Consider the following 13,389-nt stretch of genomic DNA (forward strand, 5'->3'; position numbering starts at 1 on the left):
CACCTTGAGACGTTGCCACGGACGGGTGTTTGAGGGAAGCGAGCCTCCAGGATCGGAGGGCACCATGGATCTTTTCGCCGTCATCGGAATGCAGGCAGCTGTCGAGCTGCGCGACTGGGAAGCTGAGGGGCGCGACGCGCTCTCCGCGGTCAAGGATCGCCAGCCGATCGAGCGCCCTGCGAAGAACGTCATCCTTTTCATCGCCGACGGCATGGACGTCACGACCTCCTCGGCGGCGCGCATCCTCGATGGGCAGCAGAAGGGCGGCATGGGCGAGGAGAACCTCCTGACCTTCGAAAGCCTGCCGTTCACGGGCTTCTCGCGGACCTACAACGTCAACATGCAGGTGCCGGACAGCGCCGGCACGGCGACGGCCATGATGACCGGCCACAAGACCAAGGCTGGCGTCATCAATGTCGACCAGACGGTGCCGCGCGGCGACTGCGCCGCTGCGGAAGGCAAGAACCTCCCGTCGATCCTCGAAGTTGCTCAGGAGACGGGCCGCTCGTCCGGCGTCATCTCCACCGCGCGGATCACCCACGCGACGCCTGCTACGCTCTACGCCAGCTCGCCCGACCGCGGGTGGGAGGCTGCCGGTGACGTTCCCGAAGGCGCCCAAGGATGCCGGGACATTGCCCGCCAGCTGATCGACGCTGCGGAGAGCTACAACCTCGTCGTCGCCCTCGGTGGTGGCCGGACGAACTTCATCCCGAACGACATGAAGGACCCCGAGTATGAGAACCGCTCAGGGCGCCGGAAAGACGGGCTGAACCTCATCAATGCCTGGGAAGAGATCAGCCGCCGCCACAAGACGGTGTTTTACGGCTCGCAGCTCGACGAGATCGGCCCTCGCGACAAGGTCCTCGGCCTCTTCGAGCCGAGCCACATGATGTACGAGCATGACCGCGTTACCGATGAGGCCGACGAGCCGAGCCTCGCCGAGATGACCCGCTTCGCTATCGAGCGGCTGAACAATGACCGTGACGGCTTCTTCCTCCTCGTGGAGGGCGGCCGGGTGGACCATGCCCACCATGGCGGCAATGCCTACCGCGCGCTCGTCGACACGATCGCTTTTGATGAAGCGGTGGAAGTGGCGCTGGAGATGACCGATCGCGAGGACACGCTGATCATCGTCACGGCTGACCACGGTCACACCATGGCGTTCCAAGGCTATCCCCACCGGGGCAACCCGATCATGGGGGTCGTCAGGTCTGTCGACTCCGAGGGCAATCCCGTGGATCTTCCGGCGCAGGCAGGCGACCAGCAGCCCTACACCACCCTCGGCTACATGAACGGCCCCGGCGCCCCCCGTCCCGCTAGCGAAGACAGCGCCCAGCGCCGTCCCTTCGTTGAGGAGCAGGAAGCCCTCGACCCTGACTACAAGCAGCAGGCCCTGATCCCGCACTTCTCCGAGACCCACGGCGGCCAGGACGTCGCGATCTATGCAGTCGGCCCGAAGGCCCACTACCTGACGGGCGTGCACGAGCAGAGCTTCATCTACTACGTGATGGAAGACGCTCTCAGAAAAGAGTAGGTGACGTGCCGTCCGCCCTTCGCTAAGGGCGGCGGCTCAGCGCGATTAGCTCAGTTGGTAGAGCGCTTCGTTTACACCGAAGATGTCGGCAGTTCGAGCCTGTCATCGCGCACCATTCGCTGCTCTTTGGCGAAGCCTGTCAGATCCTCCGGGGGAGGTTTTGGACGAGGCGAATGCCCCCGGCAGAGGCCGTCCCCATTGCTCACGCAAGCATCTTGGATCGTCCGAAAAAGCCTTAGGAAAGCACTCGACCTAAAGCGCCTAAGGCATTCTTCATATTAGAAAAAAGCGACTGGTCTTCAGGCTTCGTAGAAGCGCTGCTCTACGACCTTTTTGACCTTCTTCCGCCCAAACATCTTGGCCTTCGCGAGGCCCATGATCCCGAGGCTCGCGCAGATCGCAGAGAAGCCTTGCAGCAGCATGGCTGCCGCATCGGTCGATTGGATCATTTCTGTCGTCGCCATCAGCGCCTCGTGGGCGCTGCCGCCGCTGACCCCTGCGAGGAGGAAGAGCGCGACCATCTGAAGGCGCTTCCAGACCGCAGCCCAAAGGGCGCCGATGCTCCAGCCAAGGCTTGAGAGGACGACCACGATCCGCTCCGCCGCGCCGTCGAGCGACATTGGCAACGAGCCGCCAAGGGACGCAGGAACGATCTCGTCGAGCCCCTGAATGTCGGCAACATGGTCGGGGATCACGCGCGCAAAATTGTGCCGGAGCAGCTCCCACCATTCTCCCACGCTCATGCCCTCATTACCAATCGCCACCGAGGCGATCAGCGTCGCCGCGGAGTAGAAAAGCATAGCGCCCTGAAAATCCGAGCGTTGAGCCATGTCGGTTCCCTTCGGACGGAGTAACGTCTCTCCCAGACGTTCGTTCCCCCGACCGTCCTTCGACATGAACATAAGCACAGTTTGAGGGAAGAGCGAAGCTTTTCGCTAACGCTCTCCCGTTTGTGCTTCTCTTTCAGGCGGTTACTCTGCCGGTTTTTGGAACTTGAAGACGAACCGGTCGGTTTTCCTGCGCACCGATGGGTCGAAGACGCTGATCGAATAGTCGTCTTCGCCGGTCATCAGGACGTCGGAGACCTCCATCAGGGAGAAGCCAGCAGCCTCGACCTGCGCCTTCACGGTAGCCGGAGCGATCCGGTGCACGGTGTTGGCGGCTTCGGTGACATCACCCGGCATGGCGACATGGTCGATCACCACGAAGGTGCCGCCGGGCTTCAAGGCCTCGAAGATGCTCGCGAGCGCTGCCTCGTGGTCGGCGACGGGTTCGGTCTCGCCTTCGCGGACGACGAACATGTCGTGGTAGGCGAGGGCGTAGACCATGCTGTCGACCCCCTGAACGACGCCAGCCAGCTCCTCGAGCGGCACTTCGATCACGTCGACATTCTGGCCGACCTCGTCATCGAAGCGGCCATCCATCCGGTCGCGCACGAAGCCGCCGTAGAAATTGTCATTGTGCAGGATGACCTCGCCCTCAGGACCCACCAGAGGCGAAAGGATCTCTGCATAGTAGCCTGTCCCGCCATTGAGATCGACGACGCGGCTGCCTTCGCCGACATCCATAAGAGCGACGATCGCGCCCGGCTTGCGGGCCTCGTCGAGCTCCACCTGATCGGCAGGGCGCGATGGGCTCGCGAGCGCTGCCTCCACCGGGTCCGCAGGCTCCATATCCGAGGCCATGGGCGTCGGAGCAGGGGAGAGCTTCTCGCTCTCCTCGACCTGCGGCTCAGGCGCAGGGCTTTCGTCATTTCCGCCGCCGCAGGCCGCGAGAATGGCTGCGGTCGAAGCAATCGCCAGGAGGTGTGCTTTGCGCATATTTGGGCTCCCTAATCTCTGTCCGCCTGAGAGCTGGCGCCGTTTCATCGCCCCTGCCAACCGCGCAGTGCAGCATCTTGCCGCTTCTTCATTGTGGCCGCCTGCGGCAGGACTACATACGACACCGCTAAGCAAAGGAGGCTCACCATGACCGAGACCAAGACCGCTATCCTCGCCGGGGGCTGCTTCTGGGGCATGGAAGAGCTGATCCGGAACCAGCCCGGGGTCCACAAGACCCGCGTCGGCTACACCGGTGGCGACCTCGACAACCCCACCTATAACGACGTGAAGACCGGCAAGACCGGCCACGCCGAAGCCATTGAGATCGTCTTCGACCCGGCCGTGATGAGCTATGAGAAGCTCCTCCACTGGTTCTTCCAGATCCACGATCCGACGACCAAAGACCGCCAGGGCAACGACCGCGGCTCGCAGTATCGCTCGGCCATTTGGTACCAGGACGACGAGCAAAAAGAGACCGCCGAGAAGGTGATCGCTGCCGTCAACGCCTCAGGCAACTGGCCGGGCTCGGTGGTCACGGAGCTCGTTCCCGCCAAGCCGTTCTACGAGGCCGAGGACTTCCATCAGGACTACCTGCAGAAGTACCCCAACGGGTACACCTGCCACTATGTCCGTCCCGAATGGACCGTGGACGGACGGGCTGCCTAACCCTGTCATCCCGGAAGCGCGCAAGCGCTGTCCGAGACCCATGCTCGGGGCGCTTGAACGACGCTTCGGAGAAGCGGCGTCGCGAGAAACTCAAGCCGTTCAATTATGGGTTCCGGGCTCTCGCTTGGCGAGCCCCGGAATGACTGGTCAGGCGAGCTTGTCCAAGAACCGCTCAGGCACCTCGATGACGCTTCCATCATCGGCTTCGACGCCGATCATCCTTGTGCCGATTTTCTCGCCCAGAGACCTCGCCACGCGCTGATCAGGGATTACGAAGACCGACACAACGGAGCCCTCATGCCCCGGCTCGTAGCGCGGTTCGGCTTCAGGCCTGACCCGGACATAGTCCAGATGGCTGATCACGCGACGTAGGCGTCCTTACCCCTCAGGGCCCGGAGGACTGCGATCCTTGCCGAAATCGTCGAAAGACCACCCAGCAGGAGAGGGATCACCACCAGCCACAGCGCCGTCTTCGCGTCGATGGAGAAGGCTGGCAGGAACCCGCCTGCGTCCCTTGTGACCATGGCCAGCGACTTGGTCGAAAGCCAGGCCACAAGCGCCCCTCCGGCCCCGCCGACGAGGCCGAGAGTCAGGTAGCGGTTGCCGATCTGCCGCGCGATGAACCCGTCCGTCGCGCCCACGAGATGCAGGACTTCCACGATGTTCCGGTGTGCCGCGAGCCCCGCGCGGGCTGCGAAGACGATGACGCTGGACGCTGCCAGAACCACGAGAACGAAGGCGAAGAAGGTCAGCGCCCTGATCCTCCGCGCACTGGCGATCAGCTGGTCCGTCCATGCGGAATGGTCGTTGAGGCTCGCCCCCTCGACCTTGTCGGAGAGGGCTGTCCTGAGGCCCGAAAGATCGGCCCGCAGCTCAGGCGAGACATCCGCCGTGATCAGCACAGGCAGGGGCAGATCCTGAGGCAGGTTGCCTTCACCGATCCACGGCTCAAGCAGTTCCTCCGCCTCGGACCGGGGCACCCGCCTGATCTCCGACAGACCTTCCGTGTCGAGAAGGATAGCCTCGGCATCATCGGCACCCGAAGCGATCTCCTCGGCCGTCATACCGCGCACCTGCACGGTGACCGAGCCCGTCAGCTCGCCGGACCAATTCGACACCGCCGCATCGACGGCGAAGAACCCAGTGAGGGCAATCCCCGCGAGAAAGGCCAGCACGCCGATCACCAGCGCGAGCGACGCGCCGCTCACCCCGTTTTCAGGGATGATGGCGGTCTTTCCCGACCGGACTTCGGCGAGGGGTTCGGCGTCGGCGCTCACTCGGCAGGCTCCTTCGCGGCTTCGTCAGGGATGGGGGCGTGGAGGTTCGTCTTGCCGTCCTTCAGGCGGAGGATCGGCTGCTTCAGCCCCCGCACGAGCCCGAGGTCGTGGGTTGCGACAATCACGGCTGTGCCAAGGCGGTTCAGCTCCAAAAGGAGCCGCATGATCTTCTCCCCCATTACCGGGTCGACATTGCCCGTCGGCTCGTCGGCGAGGATCAGGTCAGGCTTCGACACCAGCGCCCGCGCCAAGGCTACGCGCTGCTTCTCACCGCCCGAGAGCACCGTGGGAGGGGCGTCGATCCTGTGTGCGAGGCCGACCCAGCTTAACAGTTCAACAACGTCGTCTCGGTAACTGTTGGGGCTGATGCCGAGAACGCGCATCGGTAGTGCCACATTCTCGAAGGCAGTCAGATGATCGAGCAGGCGAAACTCTTGAAAAACAACGCCGATCCGGCGGCGGAGTTTCGGCATATCGGCCGTCGGCATCTCCGCGAGATCGTGGCCGAACACCTCGACCCTTCCCGAGCTCTGCCGGTGCGCCGCGTAGATCAGCTTGAGGAGGCTCGTCTTACCGGCGCCGGAAGGGCCGGTGAGGAAACGGAAATCCCCATGGCGCAGGGTGAAGTCGCAGCCGCGCAGCACTTCCCGCGCCCCGTCATAGGTCAGGTGCACATCGTCGAACGTCACGATGGCCTGGCTGGTCGGATCATTCACCATGAGGCGGGTTTGCCCGCTTTCGGAGGTCGAACGCAATGACTCTTCCCGCATGGCGTGAGGAACGCCGCGAACAACCCGCCCGCCGCCGCCCCCGCAAGGTCGATGAGCTCGATGGCATCCGCAACCGGGCCGAATCGCCCGCGAATCAGCTGCTCGAGATGCTGCGTGAGAGCCAGCTTCCCGGCGAGGCGCAGAAGAAGCCTGAGCCCAAGCCCTTCCGCACGCCGCCGATCGCGCGCCGCTTTGCCAAATGGCTCCTCGGCTGGTCGGTCCTCGCGATGGGTCTGAGCGTCGGCTACCTCGCCTACGAGACCCTGACGCCTGAAACGGCTGTGCCTGCCGAGCGTCCGCCGCTTGATTTCGCCGATGTCGCGAGCCGCTATGTCCAGTCGAGCGAAGGCCCGGCGATCGAGCTTTCCGGCCTCGTCCGCAACTCCGGCGAAACGCTGGTCGAGCCTGACGTGCTCCTGCAGCTCGCAGGCAGCCGCGTGGCCATCGAAGAGCCTCTCCGCCTCGGCGCAGCGGTGCTTCCTCCGGGGGCGGAGCGTCCGTTCACGGTGCGTGTGCTCCTGCCTGAGGGTACAAGGTCCGTCCGCCTCCTGCCGCCTGAAAAGAGCGGTCAGGCCATGGGCGACCTGATGCTGGTATCGCCGGCCTGGACGGCTGCGAACTAGCGGTAGGGCGGAACGCGCAGCGATCCGCCTTCCAACTTCGAGGCTGGAAACGGCGGATTGCTGCGCGTTCCGCCCTACGGATCAGAACCGTTCCAGCAGGCTTTCGAGATAGGTCCGTTCGGCTTCGCCCAAGTTCGGGTCTTCGAGGCGTTTCCTGATTTCGGCGATCAGTTCGCGGATGCGTTCGGGATCATAGAGACCAAAATCCTCCGGGTCCTGACCACCGTCGCCTTCGTAGGCGCGGCCGAAGGGATCGGTTGCGCCTTCGCTGACATCGTCGCCGCCTTCGCCGATGGCGTCGGCCAGCTCGTTGCCTGCTTCTCGGAGCTCCTGCATGGCCTGCTCCTGCAGCATCTGGGCGCGGGGGAGGTTGCCGTTCTCGAGGGCCTGCGCCGCGCGTTCCATGGTTTCCTTCGCGTCCTCGAAGGCACCGCGGGCGTCGCCCGCTTCGTCGGAGAGACCCTCCGCCAGCTGATCAAGCTCTTCGGTGAGTTCGCGCTGCTCATCGGCAAGGCCGCTCTGGCCGCGTTGGCCCCTGCGGGCTGAGAAGGTCTGGTCCGTCAGCTCACGTTGCTTCTGGATGATATCGCCTGTGCCGGAGAGGGCGCGTTCGCCTTCGCCCATACCGCCCTGACCTTCGCCGGAGCCCTGGCCCTGGCCTTGACCGGGGGTGCCGTCCTCGCCGGGGCTGCCGCCTTCCTGCTCACCGCGGCTCAGCTTCAGGGACTGGAGCAGCGCTTCGAGTTGCGCGAGGAGGCTCTCGGCCTCGGCGCGGGCGCCCTGTTCGGAGAGCTCTTCCATCCGGTCGAGGAGATCATCTAGGTCGGACTGGGCATACTCATCGTCCCCGGACTGAGGATCGCCTTCGGCATAGCCGCTATCGGCCAGTGCACGGATGTAGTCGTTCATCGCCTGACGCAGTTCGGAGATCTTCTCGGCGATCTCTTCGTTGCTGGCGCCGTTGCGCAGCGCCTCACGCAAGGCTTCTTCCGCCGCGTCAAGCCGGGCCTTGGCGTAGGCGAGGCCGTCATCCTCAAGCTCCACGGCAAGGGGCCAGAGGCCCTCCACGATGTCGGGCACGTCCCGCACCCGCGCCGCTGCGACGGCTTCGGCGGTAGCCTTGAGCATCAGGTGATCGGCGGCCCTCACGTCGAAGAGGTCCGGCGCATTGGTCAGGGCACCGAAGAAATCGGAGGACCTCAGGAGCGAGCTTGGCGCCATGGCGAGCTTTTGCCGCTCCTCGATCACCGCTCGGGAGAGAGGGTTGTAAAAGGTCCGCTCCGGCATCGTGATGGCGAAAGGCTCCGTCGCTGCGACACGGCCAAGCCCGTCGGTCACTTCGACCTGTCCGCGCACGAGCAGGCCCGCCCAGGGGTGCTCCTCATCACCAGCTTCCACCCGGTAGGCACCAGGCGTTCCAGTGAGGGAGGGAAGAGGGATCACCGCAGGCTCGCCCGCCACATCTTCGTCAGGCATCGGAGCATCGATCGAGATCTTCTGGCCACCAAGAAGGCTCAGGACAAGCCGCGCGTCAGCCAGCGGGTAGTCGTCCATGGTTTCGACTTCGAGGCGGATGATCCCGGTCTCGGTGCTTGGCTCGCCAACCAGTTTCACCTCGGGCGGGCGATCTTCGATGGCGTAGATCGCCACCTGTCGCGTCTCGCCGCGAGCGCTGATCGTGAGGAGGCCATTGTCCTCAAAGGGGAGGGTGACTTGCGACTTGTCATCGCCCTCCGGCCTGATGCGCCGCTTACCCCGGTCAGTCGTTTGGAACGTCAGCACACCCCTGATCGACGAGCCGTCCTGCTCCCGCAGGCGCACATGGAGGCGCGACCCCTCGGCAGCGGCAAGACTGCTCCGCTCACGGTTGAGTTTTAGAATGCGGGGACTGAGGCCCGTATAGGCAGGCGGCTCGATCCAGGCGTCGACGACGATCGGCTGGCGTTCGGGCAGAGGCGGTTGGAGGCTGGCTCGCAGGCCGTCTGGCTGGCCTAGGGTCAGGGCGAGGGCGCCCACCACCAGCGCAGGCGCAATCCAGCGGAGACGATAGGAGTCGATCTCCGCAAGGTCGATCCTCGGCAGGGGAACCTTCGGCGTACCGACGGTCTGGATCAGACGCTCGCGCGATGCGATCCAGAGCGGGTCATCCTCCTCGTCCCTTGCGAAAGGACGGGCCCAGACGGAATCGAGAATGCCGGGCTTCAGGTCACTCCGCTCTTCGATCCGGCGCAGGGTCTCGCCCTTGCGCGGGAAGCGGAACTTCGCAGCCCCCCGGCTGAGGGTTGCGAGGAGCGCCGCGCCGCAAACCACGAGCCCGGCGATGTGCCAGCTCAGCGGCAGCTCTGCGAGGATACCGCTCCACAGAACCGCGAAGACACCCGCCAGCGCTGCCACGAAAGGCAAGAACGCAGGAACGGCACGCTCCCACGAAATGACCGCGAACGCACGTTGGAGAGGGACCGGGATCTGAAGCTTCATATCGACAAACAGTAGAGCACGCTTTGGTTCACGCCGAGTGAGCGATCCGTCACGGGCTGAGGGTTTTCACGGTCTGGATCAGCCGTTCGAGGTCTTCGGGCTCGGACAGGCGGTGGTCGCCGCCCTTCACGAGGGTCGTCGTCAGCGAAGGCGCTTCGATCCTGTCGGTCAGCTCCATGACATGGCTCGTCGGTACGACGTCGTCCGCGAGGCCGTGGAGTATCCTGACCGGGCAGGGGACAGGGATGCTCTCGCCCATGATGAGGTTCTGCCGCCCGTCCACGAACAGCCCCTGGGTATAGGTCTCCGCCGGGTGGCCGCTGGTGCCGGTCCGCAGGACCCCGTCGGCTTCTAGCGTCGTGCGCTGCTCGCTCGAGAAACGCGGGAAGACCAGCTTCTCCGTGAAATCCGGCGCTGGCGCGATCAGCACCATGCCCGCGACGCTCTCCGGGTGCCTGAGCGCGTAGAGGAGCGTCACCCATCCGCCCATCGACGAGCCGATCAGGATCTTCGGCCCCGGCGCGACTGCTTCGATCACCGCTTCGGCGTCCTCGAACCATCGGGAGATGGTGCCTTCCTCGAAGGCGCCCTCGCTCTCGCCGTGCCCGGTGTAGTCGAAGCGCAGGAACGCAGAGCCATCAGCCTCCGCCGCTTCGGCCAGCTTCTGGGCCTTCGTGCCCTGCATGTCCGAGGCATAGCCGCCGAGCCAGACGGCCGTCGGGCCATCCCCTTCGGTCAGGCGGTAGGCGATTTTTCCGTTGGGGCCCTGATGAAAGGCGGGAGCGCTGTCAGTCATCCCGAAGGGTTAGGGCGCGCCGTCCCGTGTGTCATCCGCGAGGCGCGACCGCGCGAGGAATTGAATGAGCAGGCGGTCCTCGCTTTCGAGGAACTCCGTCGGGCTCGTCTCGAAGAAAGCCTTCATCGCCCGGATGAAGTGCGACTGGTCATAGAACCCGGCTTCCTGAGCCAGCTCCGTCAGGCTGCCATTTCCGTTCCCGAGGAGAAGCGCCTGGGCAACGTGGTTCATCTGGACGATCTTGGCGAAGGCTTGGGGCGAGAGGCCGACATACTTGCTGAACGCTCGGCTCAGATTGCGGGCGGACTGGCCCGTCTTCTCCGCCACCTTGGACACCTTCGTCCGGCCCTCTGCCTTCTCGATGAGGTCGATCGATTCGAGCAGCCAGTCAGGCACAACACGAGGATCCTCAGCGCGTTTGATGAGCCATTTGATCATTCGCCGGATGACTTCGTCGGCCGTTTCGGAGCCCGTGAGTTTCGCTTCGAGCTTCTCGATTCGCTTCGACTTCTCGACGAGCTTCGTGGCCTCGATGGGCTGACCAGCCGCTTCCTCGCCCTCGACCGAGAGGAGTTCGTAGAGCCCGGTGGGCGTGAATTCGACGAGAACGTGCAGGAGGGGGCCTTCGCCGCCGATCCGCACCTCTTCCTTGAAGATCTGGCCGGAGATGTGGAGCGCATCGGGCCCCAGCTGCCATTCGCTGTCATTGGCGCGGGCGAACATCGAGCCATTCCCGATCCAGCCGAAATAGGGATAGCCTGTAGGCCTGGCCGCCGCAGCGTAGCTTTCGCCCTTGCCGATTGCGCCGCTCATGAAACGGCGAACGTAAGGCCTCAGGGCCTTGGGAGGCTCGGTGATCTCGTAATGCAAGTCCTGCCTCCGGGGCTTGGTCATACGTCCTGAGTGATCCTGTAGCGCGCGGAGCTTTGTTGGAAAAGCTTCAAAAACGTCCGAAATATACAATCAGCAGCGCCGCCGTTGGCTTAGCTGCAGAGGCGGAGCGGCACCCCGTAGGCCCGTCGCCCTTTCCACGAGATTGCGATCCTTTCGCGGCGGGCCTCGCCATCCGCTTGGCGAACGCCTAGAGCGCGCGAGCAACCAGTTCGCGGGACCGCATGACGCCCGATTTCTCCGGCAAGACACTCCTCCAGGTGATCCCCAAGCTCGAAGGCGGCGGCGCGGAGCGCACGACGCTCGAGGTGGGCAAGGCCTTCATCGCGGCGGGTGGCCGCTCCCTCGTCATCTCGTCAGGAGGCGCGATGGTCGAGGAGTTGGAGCGCGACGGCTCGGAACACATCCACCTCCACGCAGAGAGCAAGAACCCGCTCCTCATCGCAAGGAATGCCGAGGAGATCGCCGAGATCATCCGTAAGGAGAATGTGTCGATCCTTCACGCGAGAAGCCGCGCCCCTGCATGGAGCTGCCTGTCCGCTGCCCGCAAGACCGGGGTGGCGTATGTCACCACCTATCACGGGGTCTACAACGCGAAAAGCGGGCTGAAGCGGCTCTACAATTCGATCATGGTGCGGAGCGACCGAGTCATCGCGAACTCCCGCTTCACCCACGAGCACATCCTCGAGCAGTACAAGGGCAAGAAGTACCTGAAGCCCGAGCTTATCACGACGATCCCGCGCGGTGCGGACCTCGATCGCTTCTCACCGGAGCAGGTCTCGGACGATCGCAGGGGCGCAGCGGTGAAGCTCTTCGGCGAGGGGCTGAGGGTCGTTCTTCCCGGGCGTTTCACGGGCTGGAAGGGACAGACTGTCCTTATCGAAGCGGCCGCGCTCTTCCGGGAAAGACACCCGGACGTACCCATCAGCTTCCTGATGATCGGGCGGATGGACGAGAAGCCGGGCTATGTGGAGGACTTGAGGCAGAAGCTTGCGGCCCTCGACCTCGGCAATGTCATCCGGATGGAAGACGCCAGCGATCATGTCCCAGCGATCCTCGCGGCTTGCGACATCGTCATCTCCGCCTCGACCGAGCCTGAGGCCTTCGGCCGGGTCGCCGTGGAAGCCCAGGCGGCAGGCAAGCCGGTGATTGCAACGGCCCACGGAGGTGCACTCGAAACCGTGCTCACCGAAAAAACCGGCCTCCTTGTCCCGCCGGGGGACGCGGAAGCTCTTGCCAACGCATTAACCACCTTGCACGATCAAGGTTCGGTGGGGCGCTCCGAGATGGGCAGGCGCGGCATGGACCATGCACGCACGTCTTTCACGACGGAGGCCATGACGGCCTCCACGCTGAACGTCTATCAGGAGCTGCTGCGGCGGCAGGAGGTACAAGGGTGAAATCACGGGGTATGAGAGGCGGCGCGTCGCGTGTTCTGGTCATCAAGCGTGAGGGCCTGCGTTCGTTCGTTGAGGCAGAGCCTGCCTTCGAAGCGATCCGCCGGGCTCACCCGGATGCCACCATCGACCTCGTCACGGGCGCTGCGCTCCAGCGTCTCGCCAAGGCTTCGCCTTTCTTCGACCGCGTGGTCGCCACCCGCCAATCCATGCAGCCTGCCGAGCGCAAGGAGTTCGGCAACCAGCTCAAGCGCGTGGGCTACACCGTCGCCTATGACCTCGACGGCACCTCGGACAGCTCCGCTATCCGCGCCGCGATGAAGGGCTTCCGTGGCCCCAACTGGGTCGCGCCGAAAAAGGCTTCGAACGAAACCCGCCGCCACCTCGCACCGAGCCCGTTTGCTGGCCCGGCTGTGCGCAAGCTTCTCAAGGATTCAGGTCTGCCGCTTGAAGAGCGTCTGCCGCGCCTCTCCTGGCTCGATGGCGAAGACAAGGGTTCGGCCAATCTCGATCCGAGCTGGTTTGGTCTGACTGGCCCGTTCGCGCTCTTCGTGCCAGCTGCCAATCCGGCCCACCGCTGGCCTGCTGACTATTACGCCACCGTCGCTGCCGCCATGGCGGGCGAGGGGATGACCCCCGTCATCGTCGGTTCGCAGGAGCTCGGCACCTTCGCCTATGACGTGATGCAGGCTTCGATGGAGATGCAGGGCCCCGAAGGCCGCGGCGCCGTCGACCTGACGGGCAAGGCCGACGCGGCCCAGCTTGCCGTCCTCGCCAAGCACGCACGCTTCTTCCTCGCAGGGCCTTGCGAGGAGCTGCACCTTGTCGCCGCTGCCGGAACGCCGGGGGTGATTCTCGTCCCGTCGTCCGAAGACCTGACGAGCGATGCGCTCTACGGCCGGGAAGTTGTCAAGCTGACCGCGGCCAATATGAAGAGCCTCACGCCGGAGCTTGCGGTGCGGACCCTCAAGAATATGGGCCTCATCCGTGGCGGTTCGGCCTCAGGCGGGCGGGCATTCGCCTGAAACCCGCGTGAGGGTTAAGGTTTCGATTGAACCGGGGCGCACACTTCCTTATCTGTTCATCCGGCAAATTGCCGATAGCGATTGAGCAATAGAAGGAGACCGCCCCATCGCC

13 protein-coding genes and 1 tRNA gene are annotated in these 13,389 nt (G+C 64.4%); 6 read left to right on the top strand and 8 right to left on the bottom strand.

Going from position 1 to position 13,389, the window contains the following annotated elements:
• Window positions 1–64: 64 nt before the first annotated feature.
• Entirely contained in the window at window positions 65–1,534 is a 1,470-nt protein-coding gene (locus HK107_RS09575; protein WP_173199154.1) for an alkaline phosphatase, read from the top strand.
• 39 nt (window positions 1,535–1,573) lie between these two features.
• A tRNA-Val gene (locus tag HK107_RS09580) sits at window positions 1,574–1,649 on the top strand.
• A 184-nt stretch (window positions 1,650–1,833) separates the two neighbouring features.
• On the opposite strand, the gene HK107_RS09585 is transcribed toward HK107_RS09580, so the two are convergent.
• Window positions 1,834–2,364 (bottom strand): hypothetical protein, encoded by a 531-nt coding sequence (locus HK107_RS09585; protein ID WP_173199156.1) that lies wholly within the window; start codon window positions 2,362–2,364, stop codon window positions 1,834–1,836.
• Window positions 2,365–2,505: 141 nt separating this feature from the next.
• Complete coding sequence (locus HK107_RS09590) at window positions 2,506–3,354, bottom strand: class I SAM-dependent methyltransferase (protein WP_173199158.1); 849 nt, start codon at window positions 3,352–3,354, stop codon at window positions 2,506–2,508.
• A 147-nt stretch (window positions 3,355–3,501) separates the two neighbouring features.
• On the opposite strand from HK107_RS09590, the gene msrA reads away from it, so the two are divergent.
• Window positions 3,502–4,020: a peptide-methionine (S)-S-oxide reductase MsrA gene (gene msrA, locus HK107_RS09595; protein WP_173199160.1), complete on the top strand. Its 519-nt coding sequence runs from the start codon at window positions 3,502–3,504 to the stop codon at window positions 4,018–4,020.
• A 147-nt stretch (window positions 4,021–4,167) separates the two neighbouring features.
• Here the strand turns inward: msrA and HK107_RS09600 are convergent, their stop codons facing one another.
• The 3 genes from HK107_RS09600 to ftsE are packed head-to-tail and all read right to left on the bottom strand — an operon-like array spanning window position 4,168 to window position 6,016.
• Entirely contained in the window at window positions 4,168–4,383 is a 216-nt protein-coding gene (locus HK107_RS09600; RefSeq protein WP_173199162.1) for a hypothetical protein, read from the bottom strand.
• Entirely contained in the window at window positions 4,380–5,297 is a 918-nt protein-coding gene (locus tag HK107_RS09605; RefSeq protein WP_173199164.1) for a cell division protein FtsX, read from the bottom strand. Before HK107_RS09605 ends, HK107_RS09600 begins: the two co-directional genes overlap by 4 nt.
• Window positions 5,294–6,016, bottom strand: coding sequence for a cell division ATP-binding protein FtsE (ftsE, locus tag HK107_RS09610; RefSeq protein ID WP_173199166.1), 723 nt, complete (start codon window positions 6,014–6,016; stop codon window positions 5,294–5,296). Before ftsE ends, HK107_RS09605 begins: the two co-directional genes overlap by 4 nt.
• A gap of 35 nt (window positions 6,017–6,051) precedes the next feature.
• Between ftsE and HK107_RS09615 the strand changes: the two genes are divergently transcribed.
• Window positions 6,052–6,690: a hypothetical protein gene (locus HK107_RS09615; protein ID WP_173199169.1), complete on the top strand. Its 639-nt coding sequence runs from the start codon at window positions 6,052–6,054 to the stop codon at window positions 6,688–6,690.
• A gap of 81 nt (window positions 6,691–6,771) precedes the next feature.
• On the opposite strand, the gene HK107_RS09620 is transcribed toward HK107_RS09615, so the two are convergent.
• Genes HK107_RS09620 through HK107_RS09630 form a run of 3 tightly spaced genes read right to left on the bottom strand, consistent with a single transcriptional unit; the run spans window position 6,772 to window position 10,858 of the window.
• Entirely contained in the window at window positions 6,772–9,168 is a 2,397-nt protein-coding gene (locus HK107_RS09620) for a DUF4175 domain-containing protein (protein WP_173199171.1), read from the bottom strand.
• Window positions 9,169–9,217: 49 nt separating this feature from the next.
• The gene (locus tag HK107_RS09625; protein ID WP_173199173.1) at window positions 9,218–9,964 is read right to left on the bottom strand and encodes an alpha/beta hydrolase; all 747 of its coding nucleotides are present in this window, start codon (window positions 9,962–9,964) and stop codon (window positions 9,218–9,220) included.
• A 9-nt stretch (window positions 9,965–9,973) separates the two neighbouring features.
• Window positions 9,974–10,858, bottom strand: a complete 885-nt coding sequence (locus HK107_RS09630) for an AraC family transcriptional regulator (protein ID WP_173199175.1) — start codon at window positions 10,856–10,858, stop codon at window positions 9,974–9,976.
• A gap of 221 nt (window positions 10,859–11,079) precedes the next feature.
• Here HK107_RS09630 and HK107_RS09635 point away from each other — a divergent pair, with 221 nt between their 5' ends.
• Window positions 11,080–12,255 carry a glycosyltransferase family 4 protein gene (locus HK107_RS09635; protein WP_173199177.1) on the top strand — a complete coding sequence of 392 codons (1,176 nt, stop codon included), beginning with the start codon at window positions 11,080–11,082 and terminating at the stop codon, window positions 12,253–12,255.
• Window positions 12,252–13,277 carry a glycosyltransferase family 9 protein gene (locus HK107_RS09640; protein WP_173199180.1) on the top strand — a complete coding sequence of 342 codons (1,026 nt, stop codon included), beginning with the start codon at window positions 12,252–12,254 and terminating at the stop codon, window positions 13,275–13,277. The genes HK107_RS09635 and HK107_RS09640 overlap by 4 nt, the downstream gene beginning before the upstream one ends.
• Window positions 13,278–13,389: the final 112 nt, after the last annotated feature.

It is taken from the genome of Parvularcula mediterranea, from assembly GCF_013085255.1.
Lineage (GTDB): Bacteria > Pseudomonadota > Alphaproteobacteria > Caulobacterales > Parvularculaceae > Parvularcula > Parvularcula mediterranea.

Coding starts and splice junctions, on each gene's coding strand:
- HK107_RS09575 (WP_173199154.1), top strand. CDS start 65: ATGGATCTTTTCGCCGTCATCGGAATGCAGGCAGCTGTCGAGCTGCGC.
- HK107_RS09585 (WP_173199156.1), bottom strand. CDS start 2,364: ATGGCTCAACGCTCGGATTTTCAGGGCGCTATGCTTTTCTACTCCGCG.
- HK107_RS09590 (WP_173199158.1), bottom strand. CDS start 3,354: ATGCGCAAAGCACACCTCCTGGCGATTGCTTCGACCGCAGCCATTCTC.
- msrA (WP_173199160.1), top strand. CDS start 3,502: ATGACCGAGACCAAGACCGCTATCCTCGCCGGGGGCTGCTTCTGGGGC.
- ftsE (WP_173199166.1), bottom strand. CDS start 6,016: ATGGTGAATGATCCGACCAGCCAGGCCATCGTGACGTTCGACGATGTG.
- HK107_RS09615 (WP_173199169.1), top strand. CDS start 6,052: ATGACTCTTCCCGCATGGCGTGAGGAACGCCGCGAACAACCCGCCCGC.
- HK107_RS09620 (WP_173199171.1), bottom strand. CDS start 9,168: ATGAAGCTTCAGATCCCGGTCCCTCTCCAACGTGCGTTCGCGGTCATT.
- HK107_RS09625 (WP_173199173.1), bottom strand. CDS start 9,964: ATGACTGACAGCGCTCCCGCCTTTCATCAGGGCCCCAACGGAAAAATC.
- HK107_RS09630 (WP_173199175.1), bottom strand. CDS start 10,858: ATGACCAAGCCCCGGAGGCAGGACTTGCATTACGAGATCACCGAGCCT.
- HK107_RS09635 (WP_173199177.1), top strand. CDS start 11,080: ATGACGCCCGATTTCTCCGGCAAGACACTCCTCCAGGTGATCCCCAAG.